The sequence below is a fragment of the Asanoa ishikariensis genome, assembly GCF_900107455.1.
Lineage (GTDB): Bacteria > Actinomycetota > Actinomycetes > Mycobacteriales > Micromonosporaceae > Asanoa > Asanoa ishikariensis.
Genome location: NZ_FNQB01000004.1, coordinates 466,063 through 492,711, shown reverse-complemented (window position 1 = coordinate 492,711; position 26,649 = coordinate 466,063). Strand labels below are relative to the sequence as shown.

Annotated in this window: 28 protein-coding genes; 16 read left to right on the top strand and 12 right to left on the bottom strand. The window is 69.4% G+C overall.

All coding sequences use genetic code 11. The features are described from left to right. Window positions 1-356: 356 nt before the first annotated feature. On the bottom strand, window positions 357-1,046 hold the full coding sequence (locus BLV39_RS34890) for a DUF4386 domain-containing protein (protein WP_090801753.1): 690 nt from the start codon (window positions 1,044-1,046) through the stop codon (window positions 357-359). 80 nt (window positions 1,047-1,126) lie between these two features. Here BLV39_RS34890 and BLV39_RS34885 point away from each other — a divergent pair, with 80 nt between their 5' ends. Beyond that, window positions 1,127-1,825: a TetR/AcrR family transcriptional regulator gene (locus BLV39_RS34885; protein ID WP_090801750.1), complete on the top strand. Its 699-nt coding sequence runs from the start codon at window positions 1,127-1,129 to the stop codon at window positions 1,823-1,825. Here BLV39_RS34885 and BLV39_RS34880 read toward each other — a convergent pair. Both BLV39_RS34880 and BLV39_RS34875 read right to left on the bottom strand, forming a co-directional pair. Further along, complete coding sequence (locus BLV39_RS34880) at window positions 1,786-2,700, bottom strand: polysaccharide deacetylase family protein (RefSeq protein WP_239083524.1); 915 nt, start codon at window positions 2,698-2,700, stop codon at window positions 1,786-1,788. The genes BLV39_RS34885 and BLV39_RS34880 overlap by 40 nt on opposite strands. A 63-nt stretch (window positions 2,701-2,763) precedes the next feature. Beyond that, window positions 2,764-3,675: an AraC family transcriptional regulator gene (locus BLV39_RS34875; protein ID WP_090801748.1), complete on the bottom strand. Its 912-nt coding sequence runs from the start codon at window positions 3,673-3,675 to the stop codon at window positions 2,764-2,766. A gap of 74 nt (window positions 3,676-3,749) precedes the next feature. On the opposite strand from BLV39_RS34875, the gene BLV39_RS34870 reads away from it, so the two are divergent. Together BLV39_RS34870 and BLV39_RS34865 are read left to right on the top strand one after the other, a co-directional pair. Then, the gene (locus tag BLV39_RS34870; protein ID WP_090801745.1) at window positions 3,750-4,691 is read left to right on the top strand and encodes an SDR family NAD(P)-dependent oxidoreductase; all 942 of its coding nucleotides are present in this window, start codon (window positions 3,750-3,752) and stop codon (window positions 4,689-4,691) included. 14 nt (window positions 4,692-4,705) lie between these two features. Then, window positions 4,706-5,296, top strand: coding sequence for an NAD(P)H-dependent oxidoreductase (locus tag BLV39_RS34865; RefSeq protein WP_090801742.1), 591 nt, complete (start codon window positions 4,706-4,708; stop codon window positions 5,294-5,296). On the opposite strand, the gene BLV39_RS34860 is transcribed toward BLV39_RS34865, so the two are convergent. The 3 genes from BLV39_RS34860 to BLV39_RS34850 are packed head-to-tail and all read right to left on the bottom strand — an operon-like array spanning window position 5,293 to window position 7,448. After that, entirely contained in the window at window positions 5,293-6,027 is a 735-nt protein-coding gene (locus BLV39_RS34860) for a VOC family protein (protein WP_090801739.1), read from the bottom strand. The two genes, BLV39_RS34865 and BLV39_RS34860, sit on opposite strands and share 4 nt — an antisense overlap. A 14-nt stretch (window positions 6,028-6,041) precedes the next feature. Next, window positions 6,042-6,689 carry a DNA-3-methyladenine glycosylase family protein gene (locus BLV39_RS34855; protein WP_090801737.1) on the bottom strand — a complete coding sequence of 216 codons (648 nt, stop codon included), beginning with the start codon at window positions 6,687-6,689 and terminating at the stop codon, window positions 6,042-6,044. A 30-nt stretch (window positions 6,690-6,719) separates the two neighbouring features. Further along, a complete protein-coding gene (locus BLV39_RS34850) occupies window positions 6,720-7,448 on the bottom strand; it encodes an alpha/beta hydrolase (protein WP_090801734.1) in 729 nt (242 codons plus the stop codon). A 172-nt stretch (window positions 7,449-7,620) separates the two neighbouring features. Between BLV39_RS34850 and BLV39_RS34845 the strand changes: the two genes are divergently transcribed. Then, a complete protein-coding gene (locus BLV39_RS34845; protein ID WP_090801731.1) occupies window positions 7,621-10,575 on the top strand; it encodes an AfsR/SARP family transcriptional regulator in 2,955 nt (984 codons plus the stop codon). A gap of 466 nt (window positions 10,576-11,041) precedes the next feature. Here the strand turns inward: BLV39_RS34845 and BLV39_RS34840 are convergent, their stop codons facing one another. Then, window positions 11,042-13,153 carry an N-6 DNA methylase gene (locus BLV39_RS34840; protein ID WP_239083525.1) on the bottom strand — a complete coding sequence of 704 codons (2,112 nt, stop codon included), beginning with the start codon at window positions 13,151-13,153 and terminating at the stop codon, window positions 11,042-11,044. A gap of 95 nt (window positions 13,154-13,248) precedes the next feature. On the opposite strand from BLV39_RS34840, the gene BLV39_RS34835 reads away from it, so the two are divergent. The 5 genes from BLV39_RS34835 to BLV39_RS34815 all read left to right on the top strand — a co-directional run bounded on the left by BLV39_RS34835 (window position 13,249) and on the right by BLV39_RS34815 (window position 17,302). Continuing rightward, window positions 13,249-13,431, top strand: a complete 183-nt coding sequence (locus tag BLV39_RS34835) for a hypothetical protein (RefSeq protein ID WP_090801725.1) — start codon at window positions 13,249-13,251, stop codon at window positions 13,429-13,431. Between the two features lie 193 nt (window positions 13,432-13,624). Next, window positions 13,625-14,170 (top strand): hypothetical protein, encoded by a 546-nt coding sequence (locus tag BLV39_RS34830; RefSeq protein ID WP_090802847.1) that lies wholly within the window; start codon window positions 13,625-13,627, stop codon window positions 14,168-14,170. A 384-nt stretch (window positions 14,171-14,554) separates the two neighbouring features. Then, the gene (locus BLV39_RS34825; protein WP_239083526.1) at window positions 14,555-15,502 is read left to right on the top strand and encodes an LCP family protein; all 948 of its coding nucleotides are present in this window, start codon (window positions 14,555-14,557) and stop codon (window positions 15,500-15,502) included. Window positions 15,503-15,512: 10 nt separating this feature from the next. Continuing rightward, entirely contained in the window at window positions 15,513-16,541 is a 1,029-nt protein-coding gene (gene mgrA, locus BLV39_RS34820; protein ID WP_090801722.1) for an L-glyceraldehyde 3-phosphate reductase, read from the top strand. A 26-nt stretch (window positions 16,542-16,567) separates the two neighbouring features. Continuing rightward, complete coding sequence (locus BLV39_RS34815) at window positions 16,568-17,302, top strand: hypothetical protein (RefSeq protein ID WP_090801719.1); 735 nt, start codon at window positions 16,568-16,570, stop codon at window positions 17,300-17,302. 3 nt (window positions 17,303-17,305) lie between these two features. Here the strand turns inward: BLV39_RS34815 and BLV39_RS34810 are convergent, their stop codons facing one another. From BLV39_RS34810 to BLV39_RS34800, 3 genes are read right to left on the bottom strand one after another with little or no spacing between them, the layout of a single operon-like run. Further along, window positions 17,306-17,932, bottom strand: coding sequence for a DUF998 domain-containing protein (locus BLV39_RS34810; protein ID WP_204082693.1), 627 nt, complete (start codon window positions 17,930-17,932; stop codon window positions 17,306-17,308). Further along, window positions 17,929-18,423: an SRPBCC family protein gene (locus tag BLV39_RS34805; protein WP_090801716.1), complete on the bottom strand. Its 495-nt coding sequence runs from the start codon at window positions 18,421-18,423 to the stop codon at window positions 17,929-17,931. Before BLV39_RS34805 ends, BLV39_RS34810 begins: the two co-directional genes overlap by 4 nt. Next, window positions 18,416-18,769: an ArsR/SmtB family transcription factor gene (locus BLV39_RS34800; RefSeq protein ID WP_239083527.1), complete on the bottom strand. Its 354-nt coding sequence runs from the start codon at window positions 18,767-18,769 to the stop codon at window positions 18,416-18,418. The genes BLV39_RS34805 and BLV39_RS34800 overlap by 8 nt, the downstream gene beginning before the upstream one ends. A 379-nt stretch (window positions 18,770-19,148) precedes the next feature. Between BLV39_RS34800 and BLV39_RS43320 the strand changes: the two genes are divergently transcribed. After that, window positions 19,149-19,307: a hypothetical protein gene (locus BLV39_RS43320; RefSeq protein WP_176985236.1), complete on the top strand. Its 159-nt coding sequence runs from the start codon at window positions 19,149-19,151 to the stop codon at window positions 19,305-19,307. 428 nt (window positions 19,308-19,735) lie between these two features. Here the strand turns inward: BLV39_RS43320 and BLV39_RS34790 are convergent, their stop codons facing one another. After that, complete coding sequence (locus BLV39_RS34790; RefSeq protein ID WP_090801709.1) at window positions 19,736-20,485, bottom strand: hypothetical protein; 750 nt, start codon at window positions 20,483-20,485, stop codon at window positions 19,736-19,738. Window positions 20,486-20,564: 79 nt separating this feature from the next. Here BLV39_RS34790 and BLV39_RS34785 point away from each other — a divergent pair, with 79 nt between their 5' ends. Continuing rightward, window positions 20,565-20,894 (top strand): suppressor of fused domain protein, encoded by a 330-nt coding sequence (locus BLV39_RS34785; RefSeq protein ID WP_176985235.1) that lies wholly within the window; start codon window positions 20,565-20,567, stop codon window positions 20,892-20,894. Window positions 20,895-20,904: 10 nt separating this feature from the next. On the opposite strand, the gene BLV39_RS34780 is transcribed toward BLV39_RS34785, so the two are convergent. Further along, window positions 20,905-21,906 carry a LacI family DNA-binding transcriptional regulator gene (locus tag BLV39_RS34780; RefSeq protein WP_239083528.1) on the bottom strand — a complete coding sequence of 334 codons (1,002 nt, stop codon included), beginning with the start codon at window positions 21,904-21,906 and terminating at the stop codon, window positions 20,905-20,907. 155 nt (window positions 21,907-22,061) lie between these two features. Here BLV39_RS34780 and BLV39_RS34775 point away from each other — a divergent pair, with 155 nt between their 5' ends. Genes BLV39_RS34775 through BLV39_RS34755 form a run of 5 tightly spaced genes read left to right on the top strand, consistent with a single transcriptional unit; the run spans window position 22,062 to window position 26,649 of the window. Further along, window positions 22,062-23,279 (top strand): amino acid ABC transporter substrate-binding protein, encoded by a 1,218-nt coding sequence (locus BLV39_RS34775; protein WP_090801701.1) that lies wholly within the window; start codon window positions 22,062-22,064, stop codon window positions 23,277-23,279. A 7-nt stretch (window positions 23,280-23,286) separates the two neighbouring features. Further along, window positions 23,287-24,174: a branched-chain amino acid ABC transporter permease gene (locus BLV39_RS34770; RefSeq protein WP_090801698.1), complete on the top strand. Its 888-nt coding sequence runs from the start codon at window positions 23,287-23,289 to the stop codon at window positions 24,172-24,174. After that, window positions 24,158-25,216 carry a branched-chain amino acid ABC transporter permease gene (locus BLV39_RS34765; protein WP_239083529.1) on the top strand — a complete coding sequence of 353 codons (1,059 nt, stop codon included), beginning with the start codon at window positions 24,158-24,160 and terminating at the stop codon, window positions 25,214-25,216. Before BLV39_RS34770 ends, BLV39_RS34765 begins: the two co-directional genes overlap by 17 nt. Beyond that, window positions 25,194-25,922, top strand: a complete 729-nt coding sequence (locus tag BLV39_RS34760) for an ABC transporter ATP-binding protein (protein ID WP_090802834.1) — start codon at window positions 25,194-25,196, stop codon at window positions 25,920-25,922. Before BLV39_RS34765 ends, BLV39_RS34760 begins: the two co-directional genes overlap by 23 nt. Then, a complete protein-coding gene (locus BLV39_RS34755; protein WP_239083530.1) occupies window positions 25,915-26,649 on the top strand; it encodes an ABC transporter ATP-binding protein in 735 nt (244 codons plus the stop codon). The genes BLV39_RS34760 and BLV39_RS34755 overlap by 8 nt, the downstream gene beginning before the upstream one ends.

Genomic DNA, 26,649 nt, shown 5'->3' with positions numbered 1-26,649 from the left:
GGTAATCCTCTGTCGGCATGGTCGGGAATCGCGGACCATCCCCGCGTGCGCGGGGAGCACGTCGTGCCCTGGCCAGAGCTCATGTCTCCTCCGGACCATCCCCGCGTGCGCGGGCAGCACTAGACTTCATCGTCGTAAAACGTGCAGACGTACGGACCATCCCCACGTGAGCGGGAAGCACACTTGTCGACCAGCGTCGTTACAGATCAGGAGTTGCGATTTTCATCGGTTCTCTCGACGCGTGTTCACGGGATGCCCGTGTGGTTTGAGGATAAATACACCGACCAACTTACCTGCTGCGAGTCCGCCAAGTGTGCCCTGAGTTGGCCGACGATCGATCGCTGCGACACCTTGGGTTAGGCAGCCACTTGTTCGAGCGGGGCAGAGGTGTGTTCGGTGGCCTGCCGGCGGACGCCGCGTACCAGGAGGTAGCCGATCATCCAGAATTCGCCGGCGGTGGCCGGAAAGGCGAGGAGGTCGGCGATCGGTTGCGCGTCCGGCGTCAGATAGCGGAGGAACGCGCTCAGCACGTAGCCGATGCCGCCTGCGATCAGGAGCCAGCCAAGTGCGCGCGGCAACCAACCCGAGCGCAGCGCGACCTGGCCCATGGGGATGAGCCACAAGCCGAAGAACAGTGCGCCGACGCCCCACAGGTTGTCGCTGATGCCGTAGAGCAACTGGACAGTGCCGGCCTCGCCGTCGAGGGCCGCGTCCAGGGCCGTCGCCAGCAGGGCCGCGCTGGACAGGACGGCTATCGCGTTGGCCAGGCCGAAGGCGGCGATGCCGCCCGCCGCGAAGCGGTCGGCCGCGTGGAACAGGCGGTAGAACCAGACCGCGACCAGGGCCTGCGTCAGCACCGTGAGCAGTTCGAAGGCGATGCCCGCGCGCGCCAGCGACTGGTGTGCGACCACGTTGGCCAACGTTGCCGCGGCGTCGTCCGGCGCGTACAGGCGCGATCGGATCAGCAGGAAACCTAGCGCTCCCGAGACGGCGAGGCCCAGGTAGAGCAGCCCGGTCACGCGTGCGGTGCGGATCAACGGGTCCATCTTGGCGGCTCCCTCGGTGTCGGCCTTACAACGTAAGGTGCCTTACATGGTAAGGTGGCCGCACAAGAGTTGGGAAGTGGATGACAGCTAAGACATTTCGGGAACCGCTCAGTCGCGAGCGGGTGCTGGCCGCCGCCGTCAGCCTGGTCGACTCCGAGGGGATCAAGGCGCTCACCATGCGCCGCCTGGCATCGGAGCTCGGCGTCGAGGCCATGTCGCTCTACTTCTACGTCGCCGGCAAGGAGGAACTGCTCGACGGCGTCATCTCCACCGTGCTCGACGAGATCGTCGAGACTTCCACCCAGCAAACCGACTGGCGCGCACACCTGCGCGAGCAGTTCCTCGCCGCCCGTCAGGTCATGTTGCGCCATCCGTGGGCGCCCGGGCTGCTAACCACCAGGCGGACCATCCCCGGCGGCGTCTACGCGTACTTCGACCGGATCGTCGGCACCCTCCTGCGCGCCGGCTTCTCACACCACCTCGCGCACCGGGCCATCCACGCGTTCGGCAGCATGCCGTTCGGCTTCGCGCAGGAGGTGTTCAGTCCGGCGGCCGCCGGTGGCAGTCTCGAACCGGACGACGCCGAGGCCGACCTGGCCGCGATGGCCGAGGCGCTGCCCAACCTGACCGCCATGGTGGCGCACGAGATGCACGGCGCCACCGATCCGACGCTGGGGTGGTGTGACAGCCAGGTCGAGTTCGAGTTCACCCTCGACCTGCTGCTGGACGGGCTCGAGCGTTACCGCGCCGCGAGCACCTCCGACAACATCGCCGGCTGAAGTCCCCGTTCTTTCAAGCCCGCGAGGATGTGCGGCAGCGCGTCGTCCGTCATCGCCGCGTTCGCCTCGGTCACGTGCAGGATGATGACCGACCCGGGGCGCACGTTCGTCAGCACCGCCTTGACGATCGGCTGCCACCGCTTCGCGAACGGGTCGCCGCTGACCACGTCGCCGTCCACGACCGTGACACCCAGCGGCGCCAGCGCGTCCAGGGCGGCGCGGTCATGACACAGACCAGGGAAGCGGAAGAACCGGGTCTGCCGACCTCCGTACCGGCCGATGATGTCGAAGGTCTTGTCCACATCGGACGTCATCTTCGACCGCGGGATCCGGGGCAGCCCGTAGCAGTTGTCCACGAAGGACTCGTGGCCGTAGGTGTGGTTCGCGAGCTCGAACCGGTCGTTGCGGGCGATCCGGCGTGTCACCTGCGGATATTGCTCCACCCACATGCCGGTCAGGAAGAACGTCGCGGGCACGCGGTCGCGTTCCAACTGGTCGAGAATGCGCAGGTTGGCGTAGGACTTCACGCGCCCCGAGTCGAGCGACTCCCGCATCGACACGGTCAGGTCCGCGTCGAAGGTCAAGGCGACGAGATTGCCCGTACGCGGACCGCTGTTGACCACCGGTGGCCGGTTCCCCCGTCGCGTGGCACCCGGCACCGACGTGCGTTCCGGGACTCTGGGACTGGGGCTGGACGTCGCCAACGGAGTGTGCGGCGGAGTCGAGGGCGGCACGTCGGACGTCGGCGCGACCACTTCCGGCGACGTGGCGACGAACCTCGGTGTCGGCGTGGTCGACGGCCAGGTTGTTACGAGCAGGGCGACCACCGCCAGGACCGCGGCGACGGAGACGAACGCGGCCCACGCAGGTTTCACGCCGAGATCAGACCAGGATGTGAACGCCTGCGCCGTCCCGGCCGAGCGAAACGGGCGAATCGGTCAGGTCAAGGAGCTCGCCCGGTATGCCGCGGGCGACGCGCCCGTGACCCGCTTGAAGGCCACGCTCAACGCGCTCTCGGATCCGTAGCCGACGTCCCGCGCGATGCTGGCAAGCGTGCCGTCTCCGCGCCGGAGTCGGTCCGCCGCGAGCTCGATGCGCCAACCGGTGAGGTAGTCGAGCGGGCCCTTGCCGACGAGAGCGCGGAACCGGGCCGCGAGCGTCGATCTCGACACCGCCGCCGTATCCGCCAGCGTCTCGACCGACCACCGGTCCGCCGGGCGGGCGTGCATCGCTCGCAACGCCGGGCCGACCACCGGATCCGTCAGCCCGGCCAGCCAGCCGGACGCGGGGGCGGCCGTGGTGGCCAGGTGGAACCGGAGCACCTGGATCAGCATCACCACGGCCAGGTGCTCCGCCACCAGCGTCGAGCCGATCTGCGCGCGCCGCACCTCGTGCTCGATCCGGTCGATCGCCCAGTGCACAGCGTCGGCCTCGGGGGTCGCGCCCGGGACGTAAATAACCGGTGGCAGGCCGTCGAGCAACAGCGCGCGGGCGCGGCCCCGGAAGCTGAACCGCCCACCGATCAGGGCGACCTCGTCACCGGTGCCGGCCCGGGCGACGCCGTCGATCGCGGCCCGGAAGACCGGATCGGCCGGCTCGACCGGTACGTCGTCGTCCCTGGCCAGTTCGAACGGCACCGGGCGGGTGAGCAGGAAGCAGTCACCGGCCGTGAGTGCGATCGGGTCCGCGAGACCGTCGACCCGCAGTTGGCACGCGCCGCGGCGGATGGCGTTGAACTTGACGCCGTCGAGCGGGGTGAATCGCAGCCCCCAGCGCCCGCCGGCGGCCATGCTCGTGGAGAGGTGGCCGGTGGCGGCAGTGAGGGTCAGGACGTCTTCCAGTGGATCCATGGTTGGACGCTCGCTAAAGAAGGCCGGAGTATCAACTATTCATCGTCCGATGATCCCTTCGTACCGTAGCAGCCATGACTGAGTTCGACGCTCGTACCACCGCAGCCCAGATCCTCGCCGGAGTCGACCTGACCGGCCGCCGGATGATCGTCACCGGCGGCGCCTCTGGGATCGGGGCCGAGACCGTCCGCGCCCTCGCGGGAGCCGGCGCCGAGGTGACCGTGGCGACCCGCGAGCCCGCTGACGCCAAGCCGATCATCGACGAGATCACCGCCCAGTCCGGTGCGGGTCGAGTGCTGGCCAGCCGGCTCGACCTCGCCGACCTCGACTCCGTGGCGGCGTTCGCCGACGGTTGGACGGGGCCGCTGGATGCCCTCGTCGCCAACGCCGGGATCATGGCGCTGCCGACCCGCCAGACCACGGCGGCCGGTTGGGAGCTCCAGCTCGCCACCAACTACCTGGGTCATTTCGCGCTTGTGTACGGCCTTCACAAGGCGCTTGCCGCCGCTGACGGAGCGCGGGTCGTGACGGTGAGCTCGGGTGCGCATCTCGCGTGGCCGATGGACTTCGACGACCCCCATTTCGCCCGCCGGCCGTACGCGGGGTGGGCCGCATACGGCCAGTCCAAGACGGCCGACGTGCTGCTCGCGGTCGGGGTCGCCCAACGCTGGGCGGCGGATGGCATCACAGCCAACGCCGTGGCGCCGGGGTCCATTCACACCAAGCTCCAGCGGCACCTCGACCGCGCGACGATGGTCGGGTTCGGCGCCATGACCGAGACCGGTGAACTGCTGGTCCCGGCGCATTTCAAGACGCCCGCCGAAGGCGCCTCGGCCACGGTGCTGGTAGCCGCGTCGCCGACGGTCGAGGGTGTGACCGGGCGTTACTTCGAGGACAACCGTGAGTCCCCCGTCGTACCCGGCGGCCCGAACTCGACCCCCGGTGTCGCCGCACACGCCCTCGACCCGGAGGCCGCCGACCGCCTGTGGGAGCTTGCCCTGCCGAACCTGGGGTGAGCCAGAATCGCCTTGTGACCAATGTTCACGTCGTCTACGCGCATCCGAGCGCGCACAGCTTCACCCGCGAGGTCCGCGACGCCTTCCTCGGCGGGCTCGCGGACACCGGCCACACGTGGACCGTCTCGGACCTCTACGCGATGGCGTTCCGCCCCGAGCTGACCCTTGACGAGTACGAACGGGAAGGCGGCCGTGACGCCACCGCGCCGGTGGGCGACGACGTGGCCGCCGAGCACGCCAAACTCGACGCGGCCGAGGTCTGGGCGTTCGTCTACCCCGTCTGGTGGGCGGACTGCCCGGCGCTACTCAAGGGCTGGTTCGATCGGGTGTGGACGGTCGGGTACGCGTACAAACCGGCCCGCCTGCGCCCGGCGCGCAAGGCTCTGATGCTCTGCACGGCCGGTTACACCGTCGCCGAGCTCGAGTCGTCCGGCTGCTACCAGGCGATGCGCACCACGATGCTCACCGACCGCATCGGCGAACGGGCCCGATCGAGCGAGTTCGTCGTGCTGGGCGGCACGACCGTGCGCGACAGCGACGACCAGGAAAGCTGGGCGGCCCTGCGAGCGACACATCTGCGGCGGGCCGCCGACCTGGCCCGCTAGCGCGGGGCCAGGAGGCAGAACTCGTTGCCCTCCGGGTCGGCGAAGACCTGCCACGGGATGTCGCCCAGCTCGATTTCGGTGGCACCGAGAGCCCGCAGCCTGGCCGCCTCGGCCTCCGGGTCGTCATCCGGGTACGGGCGGACGTCGAGATGGACCCGGTTCCACCCGGTCTTCACGTCGGGGGTGCGGAGGAACTGCAGGTACGGGCCGACGCCCGCCGACGAGCGCAGCACCGCGCTCTCGTCGGTCACCTTGAGTAGCGTCCAGTCCGTGGCCTCGCCCCAGAAGCGGGCCATGGCGCGCGGATCCGCGCAGTCGACCACCACCGAGGCGATCGGACCGGTGTCCTGGATGAGCGGCCCGGGGGCCAACACACAGAACTCGTTGCCCTCCGGATCGGCCATGGGGATCCACGAGGCGTCGTCTCCCTGGCCCACGTCCACGGGCTTCGCGCCGAGCTCCGTCAAGCGCGCTACCAGCTCCGCCTGGTGGGCCGTCGACGTGGTCGCGAGGTCGACGTGCACCCGGTTCTTCACCGTCTTCGGCTCCGGGGAGACGACCAGGTCGATGCAGATGGCGACCGGGTCGGGATAGTCGAAGCCTTCGGGTTCGAGGTTGATGACGCCGGGTTCTTCGACAGTGGCGCCCCAGCCGAGCGCTTTCGCCCAGAAACCGCCCAGCGCGTTCTCGTCCCGAGCCTTCATGGTGATGTGCACCAGCCGCGTTGCCATGCGGAGGACCCTAACTAACTCCGGAGGTCGCGGAACACCGCCTCCTGGCAGTAGCGGGCCACGACTGACCGGTACGGGCGGAACGGGTCGCCCAGCGGCAGCAGTTCCTTCTCGGTCGGTCGCGGCTCGACCTGCCACGTGCGTGCATAGCCTTCACGGACGTCCAGGTCGCCCGCGGGCCAGACGTCGAGGCGGCGTAGGCAGTGCATGAGGTACATCTCGGCACTCCAGCGGCCGATGCCGCGTACCGCCGTCAGTCGTTCGATGATCTCTTCGTCGCTTTGCCTGGTCGCCGGGCTGACGTCGACCGTCCCGTCGAGCACCTTCGCGGACAGGTCACGCAGCGAGACCATCTTGTTGCGGGACAGGCCGGCCTCCCGCATCAGCTCGTCCGAGGCCGTGGCCAAGCCTGACGGTGTGAACAGGCCGCCGACCGCGGCGGCCAGCCGGGCGATGATGGCCTGCGCGGCCGCCGCCGAGATCTGCTGTGAACAGATCGAACGGACGAGCATGCCGAAGGGCCCGTCAGGGACTCGCGGGAGGTACCGGATCGGGCCTACCGTCGCCACCAACTGCGCCAGCGTCCGGTCCCTGGCCGCCACTTCCTCGATCGCGGTGGCCAGGGCGATGCGGCGCTGTGGTCGCTGCCCGGCGGCGGCCACACCGCGTGCTCGCGGATCGCGACCCAAAGGTCACCCGCCGACGGCGGTCGCTGCGGCCACCACCGCGTCGACGGCCGCCTCCGGGTGCGAGATCAGCGAGACGTGCGAGGCGTCGACCTCGCTGACGGTCGAGCCCGCCCGCTCGGCCATCCGGCGCTGCGCCACCGGCGGAATGATCTTGTCCTGCGTGCCGACCACGGTCCAGCTCGGCAGGGTCTTCCACGCCGGCGGGCCGGACGGGATCTGGTTCGCGCTCAGCGTCAGCGGACGCTGACCCGCGGCGATCAGCCACCGGTCCGCCTCGGGCAGGTCCTGCGCGAACGAGGTGTGCACAGCGTCCGGCTTCAGGAACGCGTCGGCATCGCCCTGGGGGGCGCCCGGATAGCCGGCCACGTCGAACACCGTCGTCGGGTCCGGGACGTCGAGCGCCGAACCGGCGTTGGCCAGCATCCCGAAGGTGGTGTCGCCCTCGTCGGGGATGAACGCGTCGACGTAGACGAGCGCCTTCACGTCGCCGCCGCCGAGGGCGGCGTTGGTGATGACCAGGCCGCCGTACGAGTGTCCAACCAGGACCACCGGCCCACTCGTACGCTGGGCGATGAACGATGCGATGTACGGGGCGTCGGTGGTCACACCGCGTAGCAGGTTCGGTGGGGCGTAGACCGTGAATCCCCTCCCCTGCAGTACGGACGCGACGCCGTTCCAACTGGCCGCGTCGGCCCATGCTCCGTGCACCAGGACGATCGTGGGCAATGCCATGGTGGTCCCCCTTGTCTGATCGGCCCGTTACGCACGGTGGGCCAAACCCACCCGTAACCGCCAGCCGCGAAACCAAACCCCGCGCGGCCAGAGTGGGGCGGATGGGTCAGACGGTGTCCCATCGCGCGAGAGTGCTGATCGGAGTCGGACTCCCCGGCGGTAGCGTGCGGCTGTGCCCGCTGTCGAAGTTCGCATCCTGGGTGCCGTCGAGATCGTGGCGGACGGTGTGGTGGCGGCCCTGGCCAGCGCCCCGGCGCGGACGGTGCTGGCCGCCCTCGCCCTCCGGTCCGGCGTGCTGGTGCAGGTCGAGGACCTGGTCGACATGGTGTGGGGTGGAGCGCCGCCGCGTACCGCGGTCAACCAGCTACAGATCGCCGTGCACCGGATCCGGCGGGCCTTCGCGCCGGCGGGGGTCGACCCACAGATGCTCCTGGCCACCCACCCGGCCGGCTACCGGCTGGCCGCGGACGCCGTCGAGGTCGACCTGGGCGCCTTCCGATCCCTGACAGCGGGGGCCGCACAACGGGCGGCGACCGCGGACTGGTCCGGCGCGAGCGGAGGTTACGCCGCGGCGTTGCGGCTGTGGCGCGGGCGGGCGTGCCAGGACGCGGCCGGCGAACGGATCCGGTCGGCGGGCGGCCTGCTCGACGCCGAACGGATGGAGGCGCTGCAACGGCACCTCGCCGTCGACCTGCTCGCCGGCCGTCCGATCACCGAACAGACCGCCGACCTGGTGCTGGCCGAGCCCCTGCGCGAACGGTTCTGGGTGCTGCACGTGCTCGGACTCGCCCTGGAGGGCAGACAGGCCGAAGCGCTGGCCGCGTACCGCCGGGCACAGCGCGTACTCGCCGACGAACTGGGCCTCGACCCCGGCGCGGAGCTACGGGCGATCGAACGGCACCTGCTCCTCGGCGACACCGTCGCGGGCGTCGCTCTGGTCCGCTCGTGGTTCGGCGGATCACCGGCCCGACCGGCGCCGCGGGTGCGGCAGCTCCCGGCCGACATCTCCTACTTCACCGGGCGGGCGTCCGAGCTGGACCGGGTCAGCGCGCTGCTCGACGGCGCCGCCGCGCGGCCCGTGACGGTCTGCGTCTCCGGGATGGGCGGCGCCGGCAAGACGACGCTCGCGGTCCGCCTGGCCCACCAACTCGACACCGAGGCGGTCTTCGTCGACCTGCACGGCACCGAGCCTTCACCGCCCGAGGCGTACCAGGTGATGGGCTCGATCCTGCGCTCCTTGGGGCTGCCCGGCCCGTCGGTCCCCTCGGACCGGGACGCCCGGGCGGGCCTGTACCGGTCCACAATGGCCGAACGAGGCCCGCTTCTGGTCCTGGACAACGCGGCCGGCGAGGCGCAGGTGCGGCCGCTGCTGCCGGGTGCCCCTGGCTGCCGGACAATCGTGACGTCACGGTCGACGCTGGCCGGGCTCGACGGGGTCACCGCCGTGGAGCTGGGCGTGCTGGACCCGAGGGACGCGGCGGCTCTGCTGGACAACGTCTCAGGCCAGCCGCGTACGTCCGACGAGCCCGACGCGGCCCGCCGACTCCTCGAACTCTGCGGTGGCCTGCCGCTCGCGCTGCGCATCGTCGGGGTCCGGCTGGCCCGCCAACCAGGCACCTCGCTGGAACGGATGGCGGCCCGGCTCGACGACGAACGGTCGCGGCTGGACGAGCTGACCGTGGGCGACCGGGACGTCCGGGCCGTGTTCGCGGAGAGCCTCCGGCTGGTCGACGCGTCGGCGGCCCTGTTGTTGCGACGGCTCGCGCTGCTTCCGGTGCCGTCGGCCGGCGCTCGGCTCGCGGCTGCCTTGCTGGACGTCGGGCTGCCGGAGGCGGAGCGGCGGTTGGAGCGACTGTCGGCCGCGTCGCTGGTGTCCACGTGGGACAGCGGACAGGAGCTCCGGTACCAGATGCACGACCTGGTGCGGCTGTACGCCCGCGAGGACTGCGACGACCTTGATGTGGCCGCACTGCGCCATGGTTACGAGGCGTTGCTGGGTGAGGCATTGCGGGCCGATCTGGGTTCGCGCCCGTATCCGGCGGAGCCTGCTCCGGCCGGGCCACCAGCGTCGCGGGTCGATCAGGCCCTGGTGCTGTCCGCGGCACTCGACTGCGTCGCCCGTGGCTGGGTCGAGCTGGCGTGGCGGCTGGTGTGTGCGACGACCAACGTCGCGTTGACGCACGCGTACGGTCCGGAGTGGACTGACGCTGCGGGTCGGGTGCTCGCGGCCGGGCCCGATGCGGAGGGCTCCGCCGCGCTGCGGCTAGGGCTGGGCATGGTGTGGCAGCGCAGCGGGCGGCCGTTGGCGGCGCGCGGACCGCTGCGTTCGGCCCGGCGGGCGTACGCGGTTCGGGGCGACTCGTTGCGCGCGGCGACGGCGGCGACCTACCTGAGCATGGCCTATCGGGTGATGGGAAGGTGGCGGCCGGCGCTGGCCGCTGTCGGCTGGGCGGTCGTGCGGCTCGACGCCGATCCGGCGCCTGTTCAGCTCGGGTGGGCGCAGTTGGCGCTCGGCAACCTGCTGCTGGAGATGGACGACCCGCCTGCCGCGCGGGCCGCTTACGCCCGTGCACTGGCGGTAATGCGCACAGCCGGCGACCGGGCCGGCGAGGCCAACGTGCTGATCTCCCTGGCGCAGTCGTTGCGCCGGAGCGGGCGGTACGAGCAGATGATGATGCGCTATCAGGAAGCGGTACAGATCCTCCGCGAGGTGGACGAGCCGCTGGGGCTGGTCATGGTCGAGATCGCACTGGGCCGGGTCAGTCTGCGGGCCGGCGACCTGGGAGCGGCCCGTCCGCACTCCGAGCAGGCGCTGGCGCTGGCCAAGCGGGCGCCTTTCACCCTGGCCCGCAAGGACGCACTCGACCTTGCCGGCGAGGTGGCGCTGGCCGGCGGAGACGTGCCGGCGGCGCTGGAGCTGTTCACAGCGACACTCGAGATCGCACGTGCGCAGAGCGCTCCGGTCGGCGTCGCGTCGGTGCTGCATCACCTGGCCCGAGCTCAACGGGCGGCCGGGGACATCAAGGCCGCACGGGCGGCGGCGACCGAGTCACTGGAGATCTTCACGGCCCTGGGACGCAGCGAACGACATGGGATCAGCGCATTTCTCCGCGACCTCGACGGCTGAAGCGCCCGCGCCGGGACGCCCTTGGAAAGGCACCGCAATGCGACCAGGTCTAGAGCTGGAGTGGACGCCAAAGGCGGCCCCGCCAGCGTGCGCGCCGTGCTTCGGACACCTCGACGCCGGCGACGGGTCGGGCCGGTAGGCGGCGATCGCGGCGGTGCACGACGAGGCGCCAGCACCGGCGACACCGACTGGCAAGCGGTTGACGTGAGCGCGAGGGAGACCACGGCCACGATCACCCAGGACACCGGACAGCGCCGCGGCGCCGCCATTGGTCGACGGACTGCGGCGGATCACCGCCCGTTGGGCCGCGTACGACGCCGGGGTTGTCGAAAAACCGGACCCGGCGGCCGCCACCAGGTCCAGGTCGGCGGCGGTCGACGGGTGCAAGGAGGCCTCGATGTCGTCGCGGTCCCCTGACCTGAGGCCGGAGGCACCCCGACGTAGCGTGGCGACTACCCGAGCCTCGTCAAAGTCGGACCCGAGCTTCGGGATCGCCTTCAGGCAAGAGCTCCAGAGCACCCGCCGTGAGCCCGTCGCCGATGTCGCGAGCCAACGCCGCGCCGGCCGCCGCCGCCAGGTCGAGTTGTGCACGGAACTCGGCGACCCGCCGGAAGGCCAGCCCGTATCGCCGCTGCTGCTCCAAGGGCAGGACAGGAATGGCCAGGCGCCTGATGTCGATGCGGAAGGTGCCGCTGACCGTGCTCAGGGTTCGGCCGGCGACGCGGGCGTTGTCCGTCCGGGAGATGACGCCGGCGACGAACCACGGGTCGAAGAGGGTCGTGTCCACCCGCATCAACTGGACGCCGGGTCCTAGCTCCGCCCCGACGTGATCCGCGGCTGCCACGCGCGCGGTGATCGAGTGGCCGACTACCGGGATGAGGATGTCGTCGGTGCGTACCTGCGGACCCCCACCGTCGCTCGCCGCTCGCGTCACCGAGCCGGTTGCCGGCCCACCCGCCACCACGTCGCCAGGGGTCAGCACCACCACGGTCGTGTCGGACTCGCTGGATCGGCTGCGGGAGACCGCGCGATGCACAGAAACGCTGCCGGACCGGAGCAGGTCGCTGATCTCCGCCTGGGGAGCCGAACGCAACGACCCTGTCGGCGTCGCCGTCACGGCGGGCAGGCTGCTGCGCACCTGCCCCATGAGCCGGTCGAATGCCTTGATCCGGGTGACGACCTGCGCCGGATCAGCGGCGAGCTCGTCGGCCTGCGGCAGATGGCGCTGCGGTGTCAGGTCGACCTGGTCGTCGAGCACGTCGATCGCGGCCACCGCGCGATGGAGGCCAGGCTCTTCTGTGTACGCGGACGACAGATAGGAACGCCAAATGGTCCCCACGACGTCGGCGAGGGTCCGGCCCGGCGGGGTGACCGTGGCGTCGACCATCAGCAGCTCGCCGACCCGCTTCGAGGGCTGGGTCAGCACCCAGATGTGCAGGCCGACGTTGGTGGGCGGCATCAGCCCGAGCGGCAGCGCGATGACCGACCGCAGCGCTCCCCTACGAATCAGCTCCGCGCGAATCCGGCGGCCGGCGGGCCGCGACGCGGCAGCGGGCGGCATGAGGACGACCGCAGTGCCGTCGGTCGCGAGATGGGCCAACGCGTGCTGCACCCACGCGAGCTCGGGTTCGGTGCGGGGCGGCAGGCCGTACGTCCACCGTGGATCGTAGGGGAGCCGTTCATTCCCCCAGTCGTGCAGGCCGAACGGGAAGTTCGCCACGACGATGTCGGCCGCCAATCCCGGCGTCGCGTCGGCGAGCAGGCTGTCACCGACATGCAGGACCGGCGGCTCCGCCGCAAACCCCGTGCGTCGGGCCCGCAGGTGTACGAACCACAGCCGCAGCAGAGCGACCAGTGCGTACTCCGACCTGATCTCCTGGCCGTAGCACCGGGTGGACGAGCCGCCGGCCAGCGCGCGGTCGGCGGCCATCCGCAGGAGCGATCCGGTGCCGGCGGTGAAGTCGAACGTGACCGGACCGGAGCCCGCGATCGTCAGCATCGCCTCGGCGACGGTGTCCGGGGTGCCGGCCAGGCCCGACAGCGAATGGGCCGAGGACACGAACTGGCGGTGCAGGTATTCGAAGGCCGTCTCCGGGTCCTGCTCAGCGGCGAGCTGGTCGATCGTGGACAGCGCGATGCTCTGTTGTGGCGTCCAGCGCTTCGGCACGACACCGGCGACGAGCCGCGCCAGGCCCGGGTCGAGTGCGTCGAGTTGGGTGACGAGCTCGCGCGGTGCCGGCACGGTGCCGGCCGTGGCGCCGTTGGCCAGGGTGAGCAGGCGCGCGCCGCAGAGGGCGAGCAGGTCGCTGACCTCCGCCGCCGGCTGATAGCTCCCGATGTGGCGCCACGCCGACTGGTCGGTGCCGACCTCGTGCAGCCGGTTGTGGCGGCTCAGCCACCGCTCCACCTCCCGCGCGTCGAAGGACGGGCTCGCCGGGGTGCCGCCGACGGGTTCCGGGAAGTCGGCGTATCTGCGGCGCCAGTTGCTCACCGCGGCCCTGCCGACGTTGGCAAGTCGCGCGATGCCGCTGGCGGTCAGCGTGGCCTCGCCCATGGTCGCTGTCGGCTCGTTTGTCACACGTGAACGCTACCATCGGTAAACAGCTTGTGGATAGTGTTCACAGTCGCTACGTTGTTCACGTTCCTCGTTACGTACTGCCACGGAGGGGTCCAATGCCGCGTCGGGGGCACAGCACGACCATCGGCAAGATCGCGAAGTTCTATCAGGACCGTCGGGCGTCCGAGATCCGGCTGTTCGGCGAGCAGTTGCGCCGCGAGCAGTTGCGCCGCGAACAGCAGGCGGCCGAGGAACGGCCGTCGATCTCCAGCACCAGGGAGCGCTCGGCGGCCCGCTGAACCCGGACACCGGCCGGTTAGCCGCCGTCGACCCGATGCCAACGTTTCCCCAGTTCGCACTGCCTGAGGAGGACCATGAACTCCGTTGTTCGTACCCACGCCGTCACCGCCCTTCCCACCGGTCGAGTATCTGCGTAGCGGTTCGATCCAGTTCGGCCCGAAGACTGAAGTCGCGCCCGAGGTATACGCCCGCGTGCGGCTCGATCCGGGCGTCGGCGCGGCCATCGCGGACGCGTACCTGGCCGCGCCGAGCCGCGAGGAGCGCGCCTATTCCGCGTACGCCGCGTTCTGTCGTGAAACCCTGAAACAGTACGACTTCCTGATCGGCCGCACCGAGTTCGGCGGCCTGGGAGTGGCCGTGCGGGTCGTCGACGAGGATCCGTACACGGATGTCGAGTCCATGGTCGACGACCTGCGGGCCCACCGGCTGAACGTGTGGGCCAGCGCCGCCGGCGGCAACTCCCACCCGTACCTCAGCGACGGGCAGAACGACATGTTCCGCGCGGTCCACGATGCCTTCGGGCACGCGGGGAGCGGGCGGGGCTTCGACCGGCACGGCGAAGAGGCCGCCTGGGTGAAGCACAGCACCATGTACTCGGCGCTCGCGCGGCGCGCGCTGACGACCGAGACGCGCGGTCAAAACTGCGCCCGCATCTTCCGCTACGGCGGTGACGTGTTTCCCGAGCAGAAGGCCGCGCTGCTTCCCCGGCGGTTCAGCGACCTGCAGCCCTCGCTCTAGGGCGTGTCCTGCCGATCAACGCGGCCTGTGACGGGCCTAGCCGCCGCCTGGCGGCATGCCTGGATCACCGAGATGCAACACCGGTATCCCGGCAATCCCGAGCCACCTGGCGGTGACGCTGCCGTGGTCGACGATCGTCCTCCACCTGGGCATGGTGGGCGTCGTGGCGGCGATCCTGCCGTCGATCCGGGCGGCACGGCTCAACGTGCTCGGCCGGCTCGGCTCACGTTGATCGGCAGGACACGCCCTAGCCGGGAAAGATCAACACAGACCTCCAAGAAAGCACACAGGAACGACATATAACGTCGCTCACGTTCGGGGATCAGCGTGGTCGCCGGCGGGACGGATGGGCTTGGGATAGTGCGTCGCAGGACGAAACGGATTTTGATCGGGGCCCTGGCAGTCGTGGTGCTGCTGGGCGTCGGTGGCGTCGTGGCCGGTTGGGCCTACGGACGGTCACTCAACAACCACCTTGCGCGCACTGACGCCTTCAAAGACGTGCCTGAGGAAAGCCGGCCGACCCAGGTGGTCCAGGGCGCGCTCAACGTGCTGCTACTTGGCAGCGACTCCCGCGACCCGGACAAGACCGCCGACTCCCGTACCGACACGATCATGATCTTGCACGTCGACGCCGACCACAAGAAGGCCGAGGTCATCTCGATCCCCCGCGACACCTGGGTGTTCGTGCCGACCTCGCCGGACGGCAACAACGGCAACACGATGGCGAAGATCAACGCAGCGTACGCGTGGGGTGGCACGCCGTTGATCGTCCAGACCGTCGAAGGGTTCACCGGCGTGCACATCGACCACGTGGCGCTGATCGACTTCGGCGGCTTCGCCCAGGTGGTCAACGCGCTTGGTGGCGTCGACCTGAAGATCGAGAAGACGATCAAGTCGATCCACGCGCCGTACCGGACGTTCAAGAAAGGCACTCAGCACCTGACCGGGGCCGAGGCGCTGGACTACGTGCGGCAGCGCTACCAGTTCGCCGACGGTGACTTCAGCCGCGAGCGCCACCAGCGGGAGTTCCTGCAGGCCCTGCTGGACAAGGCCGCCAGCGCCGGCACCCTCGCGAATCCCGTCAAGCTCAACAGTTTCCTCCAGGCCGCGACCAAATCCCTGACCGTGGACCAGGATTTCGACCTCGTCGACACGGCAGTCGAGCTCCGCGGGTTGCGCAGCGCCGACCTGACCTTCATGGGCAGCCCCAACGCCGGCACCGCCACGCGAGACGGACAGAGCGTCGTTCTTTCGGACAAGACCAAGGCCAAGGCCCTCTACCAGGCTGTGGCCGACGACACCGTGCAGAGCTACCTCACGAAGGCCATGTAAAGCTGTAGCCATGAGCTACGCCGCCGCTGACGACCGTTACGACTCGATGAGCTACCGCCGCACCGGGCGCAGTGGGCTGAAGCTGCCCGCGATCTCGCTCGGGCTGTGGCAGAACTTCGGCGGAGAGCGGCCGTTGGAGACCCAGCGGGCCATCGCGCGCCGGGCCTTCGACCGCGGCGTCACGCACTTCGACCTGGCCAACAACTACGGCCCGCCGTACGGCTCCGCCGAGGAAGCCTTTGGCATCCTGATGGAGCAGGACCTGCGTCCGTACCGGGACGAGCTCGTTGTCTCCACGAAGGCCGGCTACGACATGTGGGCCGGGCCGTACGGCAACTGGGGCTCGCGTAAATATCTGTTGGCCAGCCTCGACCAGAGCCTGTCGCGGATGGGCCTGGACTACGTCGACATCTTCTACTCCCACCGCTTCGACCCGGAGACGCCGCTCGAGGAGACGCTCGGCGCGCTCGACTCCGCGGTGCGCCAGGGCAAGGCGCTCTACGTCGGCATCTCGTCCTACTCGCCGGCGATGACGACGCAAGCCGTCCAGATCCTGCGCGACCTGGGTACGCCGTTGCTGATCCACCAGCCCTCGTACTCGATGCTGAACCGCTGGGTCGAAGACGGGCTGCTCGACGTGCTCGGCCAGGAAGGGGTCGGCTGCATCGGCTTCTCGCCGCTGGCGCAGGGCCTGCTGACCGACCGCTACCTCAACGGTGTCCCCGCCGACTCGCGCGCCGCCCGGCCCGGCTCCTTCGACGCCGCCTGGCTGACCGACGAGAACCTCGGGAAGATCCGGGCGCTGCGCGACATCGCCGCCGGGCGCGGGCAGTCGTTGGCGCAGATGGCGCTCGCCTGGACCCTGCGCGACCCGCGGATGACCTCGACGCTGATCGGCGCCAGCAGCGTCGCGCAACTCGACGACAGCCTGGCGGCGCTGGACAACCTCAGCTTCACGGCGGAGGAACTCGCGGAGATCGACCGCTACGCCACCGAGTCGGAACTCAACATCTGGGCCGGGTCTTCACAAGCGGGCTGACGGCAAGATTCTGGCAAGATCGCGGCGTGGGATCACCAAAGAGCTGGCTCGGCCGTTACGAGCAGGGGCAACGCGAGCAGGTCTGGCAGGAGCTGCGTCAGCTCGGCGGCGCGACTCTGGAGCCCGAACAAGCGCACGAGGCGCAGCTCGTCTGTGACGAGATGGCGCGCCGCGCCCGCCAGAACGTCGAGGCGATCGTCGAGCGGCTGTCCGGTGATGGCTACCGCTTCCACACCAACGACGACGAGCAGACGCCCGTGCGACCGCACATCCCGCCGACCGCGAACGCGGCGGCCCATGTCGATTGGTTGGGGCAGCAGTTCGGCGCCGTCCCCATGACTCTGTCCTCCTGGGTACGCATCGTCGGGGACGTCTGGCTGGTGGGCACACACCCGGCGTGGGCCGGTTCGGCGAGCGCCGACCCGCTCGTGATCGAGGTCGAGGCGACCCCTCGCGACTACCTCGAGGACGAGTGGGCCGACTGGAACGAACGGCAGAACGACGACGACCCCGACAACGGCCTGTTCGTGCTGCCTGCCGCACCCGACCGCTTCCACAAAGCCAACGTCAGCGGAGGCGACCCGTACGGCTTCGTCCTTCCGGACCGGTGCGTCGACGGCCTGTTCAGCTGGGAGACGACCATGCCGTTCGTCTCGTACCTGAACTGGGTCTTCAGCGAAGGCGGTTTTCCCTGGCCATCGGGCGACGATGACCAATGGCAGGTAAGACACCGACTCGTCCGCGACCTGCTGCCGCTGTAGCCCCTAGCCGCGGAGCTTCAGGCAGAGCGACGTGGTCCAGACCGCGCCGATCAGTTGGCCGACCAGCATCGCGCGGAAATCGGTGGTGGAGAAGGCGATCGCGTCCGTGGCGAGGATGGCGATCGGGGCCGCGATGGTCCAGGCGAGCCAGCCGCGTTCGCGGTCGGCGCTGAACCGCCGGGCGAAGACGACGTAGGCGACCAGGCCCGCGATGCCGCCGACGGCTGGGGCCATCGAGTGGATGATGCCGTGGACGGTCACGGCGTCCGGCGTACCGACCGGATAGCCGTTGACCGGGTCGGCCTGGAAGATGCCGGCCACGATCAACGCCACGCCGCCCAGGCGGACGAGTCGGGGACCCCAGGTGCTCGCCCGACCCGGTAGCAGGGCTCTGCGCAGGCCGACCGCGGCCACGATGGTCAGCGCACCGCAGACGACGAAGTTGAGGATCTGTAGCCAGCCGCCGTCGCCGAGCGCCAGGGAGCTCAACGGGTGCTGGGCCAGGTCAAAACCGTCGCGGGTGTACGCCTGGGCGAGCACAACGGCGACGAACAGCGGCCCGGCCACGGCGCCGGCGGCGAGCAACCGGCCCGTCGACTGGGTGGCCGGCGCAGCCAGGGTGGCGGTCACGACTCCATCTCCTTGCCGGTCTCCAGCAGCGTCTTGAGGCCACTGAGCGCCCACGGCCAGCCACCGCCCGCACCCATCGCTTCGAGGTCGCCGCGCATCAATGCCGCCATGCCGGGCGCACCGCTCACGTCGTGAACGACGGTCAGCGTGCAAACGCCGTTCACACCCTCGGCGATCTCGTAGGTGAGCCGTGTGAACCCCTCGGCCGCGATCGACGGGTCCATCAGGATGCGGAAGGTCTGCACCAGCTTGCGCGGCGGGTCGACCTCGACGACCTCGCCGTCGACGGCCACCTCGGGCGCGCCCATAGCTTTCATGCCCTCGTTGGCGCGCCCTACGAACGCGCCGCCGGGGCGCAGGTCGTACTCGTTGAGCCCGCGGTGTCCATATCGGGCAGTCCACTCCGGCTTGGTGATCGCGTCCCAGATCGCGTCCGGCGTCGCCTTGATGTAGACCCGGTGGACCTGCACGGTCGTCTCGACATCACTCATCAGTCGTCTCCAGCTCAGCTTTCAACTCCACCAGGGCGGAAGCCTGGCGTTCGGTGTATTTGTCGATCCAGCGGTCGTGGATCAGCCGGATCGGCACAGGGTTGAGGAAGTGCAGCTTCTCCCGACCTGACCGGCGGGTGACGACAAGATCCGCGTCCTCGAGCACGCGCAGATGCTTCATCACCCCGAACCGCGTCATCTCCAGCTCGGACTCCAACTCGGTGAGCGTGCGGCCGTCACGCGCGAAGAGGAGGTCGAGCAGGAAGCGCCGGGTCGGATCGGCCAGCGCCTTGAAAACCAGGTCGCCGTCTGTCACGCCTTCGAAAATAGGTGACCGAATGGTCACATGTCAAGGAGCGGTCGATCGTGGAGGCTCGGCCGGTGATCGTCAGCTCTTCCTTCACGGACTCGGCCTGGGTCAGCTCGCTGGGCGGCCCGTATGTGGGCTTGGTCCAGCTCCGGTCGCAGTCGTGAATGACATCGACCGTGTCGTCGGGGCTCTGCTGTCGGCCGTGGCGAGCTTCGAGACCCTTCTCCAGCTCTACTCGCACGAGCACTTGGTGATCAACGCTCGAGGACATCGCGCATGAGCTCGGCGAGATGAGCGATGAGGAATGGCGGGCGTTCGACGCCGCCATCGCGCGCATCGCGGACGCACGCGACGAGGACCGTCCGGGCACAGGAGACTGGGTTCACAACGTACCTCTGAACCTCGGGCTTCACAGGTGACCGACATCGCCGCCGATGTCCTCGAGTCCGCGGGGGCCGACCCCGCGGCGCCGGCCTGGAAGCTGATCTGGGCCGGCTTCTCTCGTGGGCTCGGCACCGGCGAGACCGGCGGCTCCGCGACCGTGTTCCAGCCAATGACATGCTCTGCGACGTGACGATCGATCAGCCTTGGTTCATGGGCAGTTGGATCGGCGTGCTCGATCGTCCGGAGGAGGTCGACGAGGCTGTCGACCGAAACGACCCCTACGCGGGCGTCGCGTTGCTGACGTTGGTGCTCCACCGTCCCGATCCTGAGGTCGCGCTTCCGCGGATCAAGCGCGCCTTGGTGTCGCCCAACGCCCAGACCAGAGCCAACGCGTTGCAGTCGCTGGGCCACTACGCCCGCCTGCACAGGTCGATCGACGCTGACCTGGTGAGGCGGTTGCGTTGCGCGCTGAGCGACCGAACACCAGTGGGTCGCTCTCAGATCCGTGGTTACGCATATCACGCCGCGTGCGACGTCGGCATGTTCGCGAGGCGCCACGAGCTTCCTCGATGGCTACGCCGACGGTGTGCGGGGCCGCGCCGTCCGACGCACCAGTAGCTAGCGGCCCGTCGCAGGCCCAGCTGGGTGGCTCTCGGTAACCTTGGCGCTGGTCCAGCCCAACACATCGGCCCAGTTGGTGGAGTATTCCGGGCGCTGCCCGTCGGCCGCCAGGGCAACACCTCGCCGCACTCCCTCGTCCCACTCGGGATGGCGTTCGACATAGCGGGCAACGTAGACCGGCACAAGATCGATGCGCCCTCTACTGGCCAGCCAATCGACGATGCACGCAGGAGAGCTCGTCATATCGGCCGCGCGCGATTCGACGATCAGGTCCGGGTCGCTGGCCTCGGCGAACCATGGCAGCACCGACTGGCGAACGGTGGCGACAAACGCGTCCAGGTGTCGTTCCCGTTCGCCGGGGCTGCTCAGATCGATTTCGCCGTCGCGGAAGTCGCCGTACAGGTATCCGTTGGCCCGACCGGTGGCATAGCCCAGGAAGTGGCCGCAGACGTAGTCGTTGTCGGGGTCGAACACGAGCTGTGGGTTCGCCTTGCGCCACCGCCGCAGCGCCGTGTCCCGGACGTTGAGCATGGCCTGGACGGCGATCGGGCCGCCGCGTCGGTTGTACGTGTCCGGCTGCACATGGATCTGATGGCGCACCGAACCGACTGAGCGTTGCAGCGTCAACCGGCTCGGCAACCAGACGAACCCGTCCTGCTGAAGCTGGCTGGCGATCCAGTCGCCAGCCGCCAGAACCACCTCGCGTGGCGTGGGCAGCACCGCCGGTTCCTCGATCATGTCGCGCACTCCGCGATTGTCACCGCGACCGTGGGATCGATCCAGCCAGGGTCCCCTGGATCGGAAACGACGTGACGCTGCGGGGCTGTTGTTCCAGGTGGCTGGCGAGATGGTGCGCCGCCGATCCGCCTTGCGACACGCGCAGGTTATCGGCCCGCGTGGCCCGCTGTTTCCAGACAGTCAGATGACTGCGATGGTCGCGATCAGCCCGTTGTATCTGCCCGAAGGGTTCGCCGTCGTCCATGTCGACGACTCGGTGCCAGTCGTCTTGACGTGGTTGGTGCCGATCACGTCCGGTGAGGCCGACGTGATCAGCAGCGCTGGTTGGAAAGCGCTGGAGCAGGTGTTCGTGGCTCAAGACCCAGACTTGTCCGACCCCGGCCGGCCAGAGGTGGCGCTCCGCGAGCCGGGATCGTAGAGGTCCACACTTAGCGCCTGGGCGGGCCGGTTGAGTCGCGGACCACCAGGGTGTGGCCCGTCGAGCGGCGACGCGCCCGCGTTGACGGCGGTTTCAGAGCCAGCTCCAGCGCCATTCGCCCCATGTCGGTCATCGGGAGCCGGACGGTCGTCAGTGACGGTGCCAGGTCGGCCGCCACCGACACGTCGTCGAAGCCGACCACTGACATCTTCTTCGGCACCGAGATCTTCAGGCCGCGGAGGACCGACAGCACCCCCATCGCCATCGCGTCGTTCAGGGCGATGATCGCCGTCGTTTCGGGGTGGTCCCGCAGGATCTGTTCTGTCGCTCGGCAGCCGCCCTCGCGCGTGAAGTCCGTGTGCACGACCGGGAGCGACGACGGGTCGAGCCCAAGCGACCGCAAAGAACGCAGCACCCCCGCCATCCGGTCCGTGACCGTTGTCAGAGCACCGGTGCCCGCCGCTACAGCCAGACGCCGGTGGCCAAGCGACAGCAGGTGAGCACCAAGAGCGAAACCCCCGGCCTCGTTATCAGGCAGCACCGCGTCGACACCCAACGCATGCCGGCCGATCACCGCGACCCGACCACCAAGACTCTGAAAAGCAGTCAGCTCCGCCTTCGTCGAAGCCTCCGTGCGCGGGTCGTCATACCCAGACCCCGCGATGATGATGACCCCCACTCGCTGCGCGATCAGGTGCCGGATCTGCCGTAGCTCGTAGTCCGGATCCCGCCCCGAGTGGCAGATCTGGACCATCAACCCCCGCTCCCCGGCGACCTGGATGACCCCGCCCGCGATCTCGGAGAAGTACGGGTCGTCCACCTGGTGCACGACGAGTCCCACGGACGAGCTGGCGCCCCCCGCCAGCGTGCGCGCATAAGGGTTCACCACATAGCCGAGCGACGCCGCGACCTGACGCACCCGCGAGGCGACCTCCTCGCTCACCCCGTCGCGACCAGTCAGTGACCGCGAGGCGGTGGCCAGCGAGACGCCCGCGGCCTCGGCGACATCCACGAGGCGCAACCGTGATCCAGGCTTGGGCATACGCGACTCCCGCGCTGACATCGATCTAGCGAAATCTTTCTATTGCCAGCCCCGCATGCCACAGCTTAGGCTACGAAAGCGCTTTCGCAAGCGCTTCCGTCACCGGCTCGAAGGAGCGCCCGGAGATGACGATCAGAAAAGCCACATGGGCCACCGCGGTCGGCGCGACCCTCGCTCTCGTGCTCGGCGCCTGCGGTGGAGACGAACCAGAAGAAACAACCAACGACGGGCCGATCGTCGTTGGGATCTCGTTGCCGCTCACCGGCGACTTCTCGGAGCCCGGCAAGGGCGTCCAGCGCGGCTACGAAGCCTGGGCCAAGATCACCAACGACAACGGTGGCCTGCTCGGCCGCCAAGTAGAACTGAAGATCCTCGACGACCAGTCCAACGCCGACCGGGTCGTGGCCGACTACGAGCAGCTCATCGGCAGCGACCAGGTCGACATCGTGGTCGGGCCGTTCTCGACCCGGCTCGTGGTGCCGGCCGCCCGGGTGGCGCAGGAATACGGCATGCTCTTCGTCGAGCCGGCCGGCGCCGCCAAGGAAGTCTTCGAGCAGGGCTTCAAGAACCTGTTCTACGCCGCCCCCGCGGTGGCCAACGACCACTACAACCACCTCGCCGAATACCTGCTGGCACTCCCCGCAGGACAGAAGCCGACGAGCGTGGCCTACGCCGCCATGGACGACCCGTTCGCGCAGGGCACCGCCTACGGCCTCAAGGAAAAGCTCGAGGCCGGCGGCGTCAAGACCGTGGTCGACGAGGTCTACCCGCCCAACACCACCGACTTCAGCAGCATCGCCGCGAAGATCGCCACGTCGAAGGCGGACATGCTGGTCGGCGGCTCGCAGTACCAGGACGGCGTCAACCTGATCGTCGCCCTCCAGCAGCTCAACTACCAGCCGAAGCTCGCCGCCTTCTCGACGGCACCGACGAGCCCCGAGTTCGCGGCCGCGATCGGCAACAAGACCGAGGGCATCCTGTCGCCGACCGGCTACACGCAGCAGGCGCCCTACCCCAGCAACAAGGAGTTCGTCGAGAAATACACGGCCCAGTTCGGCTCGCCGCCCGAGGAGGACGAGGCCAACGCGTACACGACAGGTCAGGTCGTCGCCGCCGCCATCACCGCCGCCGGCTGCGCCGAACAGGGCGACTGCCAGAAGAAACTGATCGACTGGGTACGCGCCAACAAGGTCGAGACGGTCGTCGGTCCACTGTCCTGGGACGAGACCGGCAAGCCGCAGGGCGCGCACATGATCCAGCAGTGGGTGGGCGGCGAGATCCAGATCGTGCTGCCGGCCGACGCCAAGGAAACCGACCTGGTCTACCCGAAGCCGGCCTGGTGAGCTGACCATGCCGTCCGGCGCCCTGCTCTTCCAGAGCGTCATCCTCGGCCTGCTGCTGGGAGGGCTCTACGCCCTCCTGGCGGCGGGGCTGACGCTCTACTTCGGAATCATGCGGGTGGTGATGATCGCCCACTCGGCGTTCCTCATCCTGGCCGCCTACCTCGCCTGGTGGTCACACACCGAGCTGGGCATCGACCCGCTGCTGTCGATGCTGGTGACCGTCCCGCTGTTCTTCGGCTGCGGGGTGCTGCTGCAACGCCTGCTGCTGGCCCGGCTGCGGCCCGTCACGCTCACGATGATGTCGGTGCTGCTGACCTTCGCGATCGCGGTGGTGATCGAAGGGTTGCTGGGCTACGTGTTCAGCGGGACACAACGACGGATCCAGCTCGGGTACGGGTCGGCCAGCCTCGAACTGTTCGGCGCGCGCATCGCCGTGGTCAAGCTGATCGCGTTCGGCCTGGCCGGTGTGGCCCTCGCCGCGCTCTACCTGGTCATGAAGAAGACCACTTTCGGCTGGGCACTACGCGCGACGATCCAGCACCGGGACGCCGCGAAGCTGGTCGGCATCGACACCGATCGGGTGGCCGGCTTCGGCTTCGGGCTGGGCCTCGCGACCGCCGCGATCGGCGGCACCGCGCTGTCGTTGGACACCACCATCTACCCGTCCCTGCACTGGCACTGGATCGGCCCGCTGATGGCCATCATCGTGGTCGGCGGCCTGGGCAGCGTGCCGGGCGCCGCGGCGGCCGCGATGGTGCTGGGCCTCGCGCAGAGCCTGCTCCAGATCGAGCTCGGCACGACCTGGGCGCAGACGGTCTTCTACCTCGCGCTGTTCCTCACGCTGGCGGTCCGGCCGCAGGGATTCTTCGGAGGTCGCCTTGCCCAGCGTTTCTGAGCGCTCGACAAAAATCGCAGCAACCGTCGCCCTAACAGCCTTCGCCGCCGTCGCGCTGGCGTTCCCGGAGCTCGCGCCCAACCCGTACATCCTCTCGGTCGGGATCGTCGTCCTGAACTACGCGGTCCTGTCCACCTCGTGGAACTTCGTGGGCGGCTTCACCGGCTACATCTCGCTAGGCCACGGCGCCCTCGCCGGCCTCGGCGCCTACGGCACCGGCCTGCTCATCACCAAGGGCGGCCTGCCGAGCTTCGTGGCCCTGGGCGTGGGCGCGGTGCTGGTCGCGGTCGTCGCGATCCCCATCGGGTACGCCGCCCTGCGCGTGCGCGGCGCCTCGTTCGTGATCGTGTCGATCGCGCTGGTGCTGGTCACGCTGCTGGTCTTCCAGAGCTGGGCGTCGTTCACCGGCGGGTCGCGCGGGCTCAACGTGCCGCGCCCGTTCCCCGGCATGCTCCGCCCCGAGCACCACCGCGTCTTCTTCTACCTGTTCCTCGCGCTGCTAGCGCTGGCAGCACTGGTCTGGTGGCTGATCGACCGCTCGCGGTTCGGGCTCGGCCTCAAGGCGATCCGGGAAGACGAGGACAAGGCCGAGACACTGGGTACGCCGACCTTCGCGTACAAGCTGGTGGTGTTCGTCGTCTCGGCGTTCTTCACCGGGCTGGCCGGCGGCCTATACGCGCTCTGGTTCGGCGACCTCGATCCCATCTTCCAGTTCTCGATCCTCACCGGTTCCTACATGGTGCTGATGGCCCTGCTCGGCGGCGTGCGCAACCTGTTCGGCCCGCTGGTCGGCGCACTGATCGTCGGGTCGGCGCTGGAGTACTTCAAGGTCGAGTTCGGCAACACACCGCTGCACCTGGTCGCCACCGGCGTGCTGCTCGCCCTGGTCGTGCTCTTCATGCCCGACGGCGTCCTGCCCGCGCTCGGCGCGCTGCTGCGGCGCCTCTCCCCCACCACGGACACCTCGATCCGAGAGGTGACCGCGGCCGAGCTCGCCGCGACAGGAGGTGACCGGCAGCATGCTGAGTCTCGAAACCTTTGAGCTCACCAAGGCCTTCGGCGGCAATCTGGTGCTCGACAAGACGACCGTGAGCTTCCAGCACGGCAAGGTGAACGCGCTCATCGGCCCCAACGGCTCGGGCAAGACGACGTTCTTCAACTGCGTCACCGGGTTGATCCGCCCTGACAGCGGCCGGATCAGCTACGCGGGGGCCGACATCACCCGCCGCAGCCCGCATGCGATCGCCCGCGCGGGGCTCGGCCGCACCTTCCAGCTCTGCCGGGTCTTCCCCCGGATGACGGCGCTCGACAACGTGCTCGCGGCCACCCGCCCACGCGGCGCCAACCTGCTGCGCGGCGCCCGCGGCCGTGCCGAGATCGACCGCGCCCGGGGCTGGCTGACCAAGCTCGGCATCGAGCACCTGATGCAAACAGAGGCGCGCAACCTGTCGTGGGGTCAGCAGAAGCTGCTGGAGCTGGCCGGCGTGCTGATGAGCGAGCCCGAGACCGTGCTCCTCGACGAGCCGGCCGGCGGCGTCAACCCGGCGCTCCTCGACCGGATCGGCGGCCTGGTCCGCGACCTCAACGCGGAGGGGCGCACGTTCGTCATCGTCGAGCACAACATGGACCTGGTGATGAGCATCAGCGACCACATCGTGGTCTTCGACCGCGGCCGGCCGATCGCCGAGGGTCCGCCATCGCTGATCCGCACGGACGAACGCGTGTTGGGAGCCTATCTTGGTGCCTGAGCTCGAGCTCGTCGACGTCCAGGCGGGCTACGGCCGCGCGGCGCCGGTCCTACGTGGACTGAGCGTGGCAGTCCCGGCGGGCACGATCGTCTGCCTCGTCGGCCCCAACGGTGCCGGCAAGTCGACCGTGCTCAAGGTGGCCAGCGGCCTGCTCGCGCCCCGCGCCGGCAAGATAATGGTCGGCGGTGTCGACGTGGCCGGTCAGGGTCCACAACGGATGCTCGCCAACGGCGTGGCCCACGTGCTCCAGGGGCACAGCGTCTTCCCTGAGATGACCGTCGCGGAGAACGTGCTGCTCGGCGCGTACACCCTCAAGGACAAGGCCCGCATCGCCGACCGCACCGACTTCGTCAAGAGCCTGTTCCCGGTGGTCGCCGACCGGTGGACCAGCCTCGCCGGGCTGCTCTCCGGCGGCCAGCAGAAGCAGGTCGAGTTCGCCCGCTCGCTGATGGTCGACCCCAAGGTCGTGCTGCTCGACGAGCCGAGCATGGGCCTGGATCCCAAGGCCACCACCACCGTCTTCGAACAGGTCGTCCGCATGCGCGACGCCGGTACGGCCGTGCTGCTCGTCGAGCAGAACGCCCGCCGGGCGCTGGAGACCGCCGACATCGGCTGCGTCCTGGACCTCGGGCGCGTCCACATCTCGGGGCCGGCGGCCGAGCTCATCGCCGACCCCCAACTCGGAGAGCTGTACCTCGGCGGCCGACCCGCCGAACCCCGTCCCTAG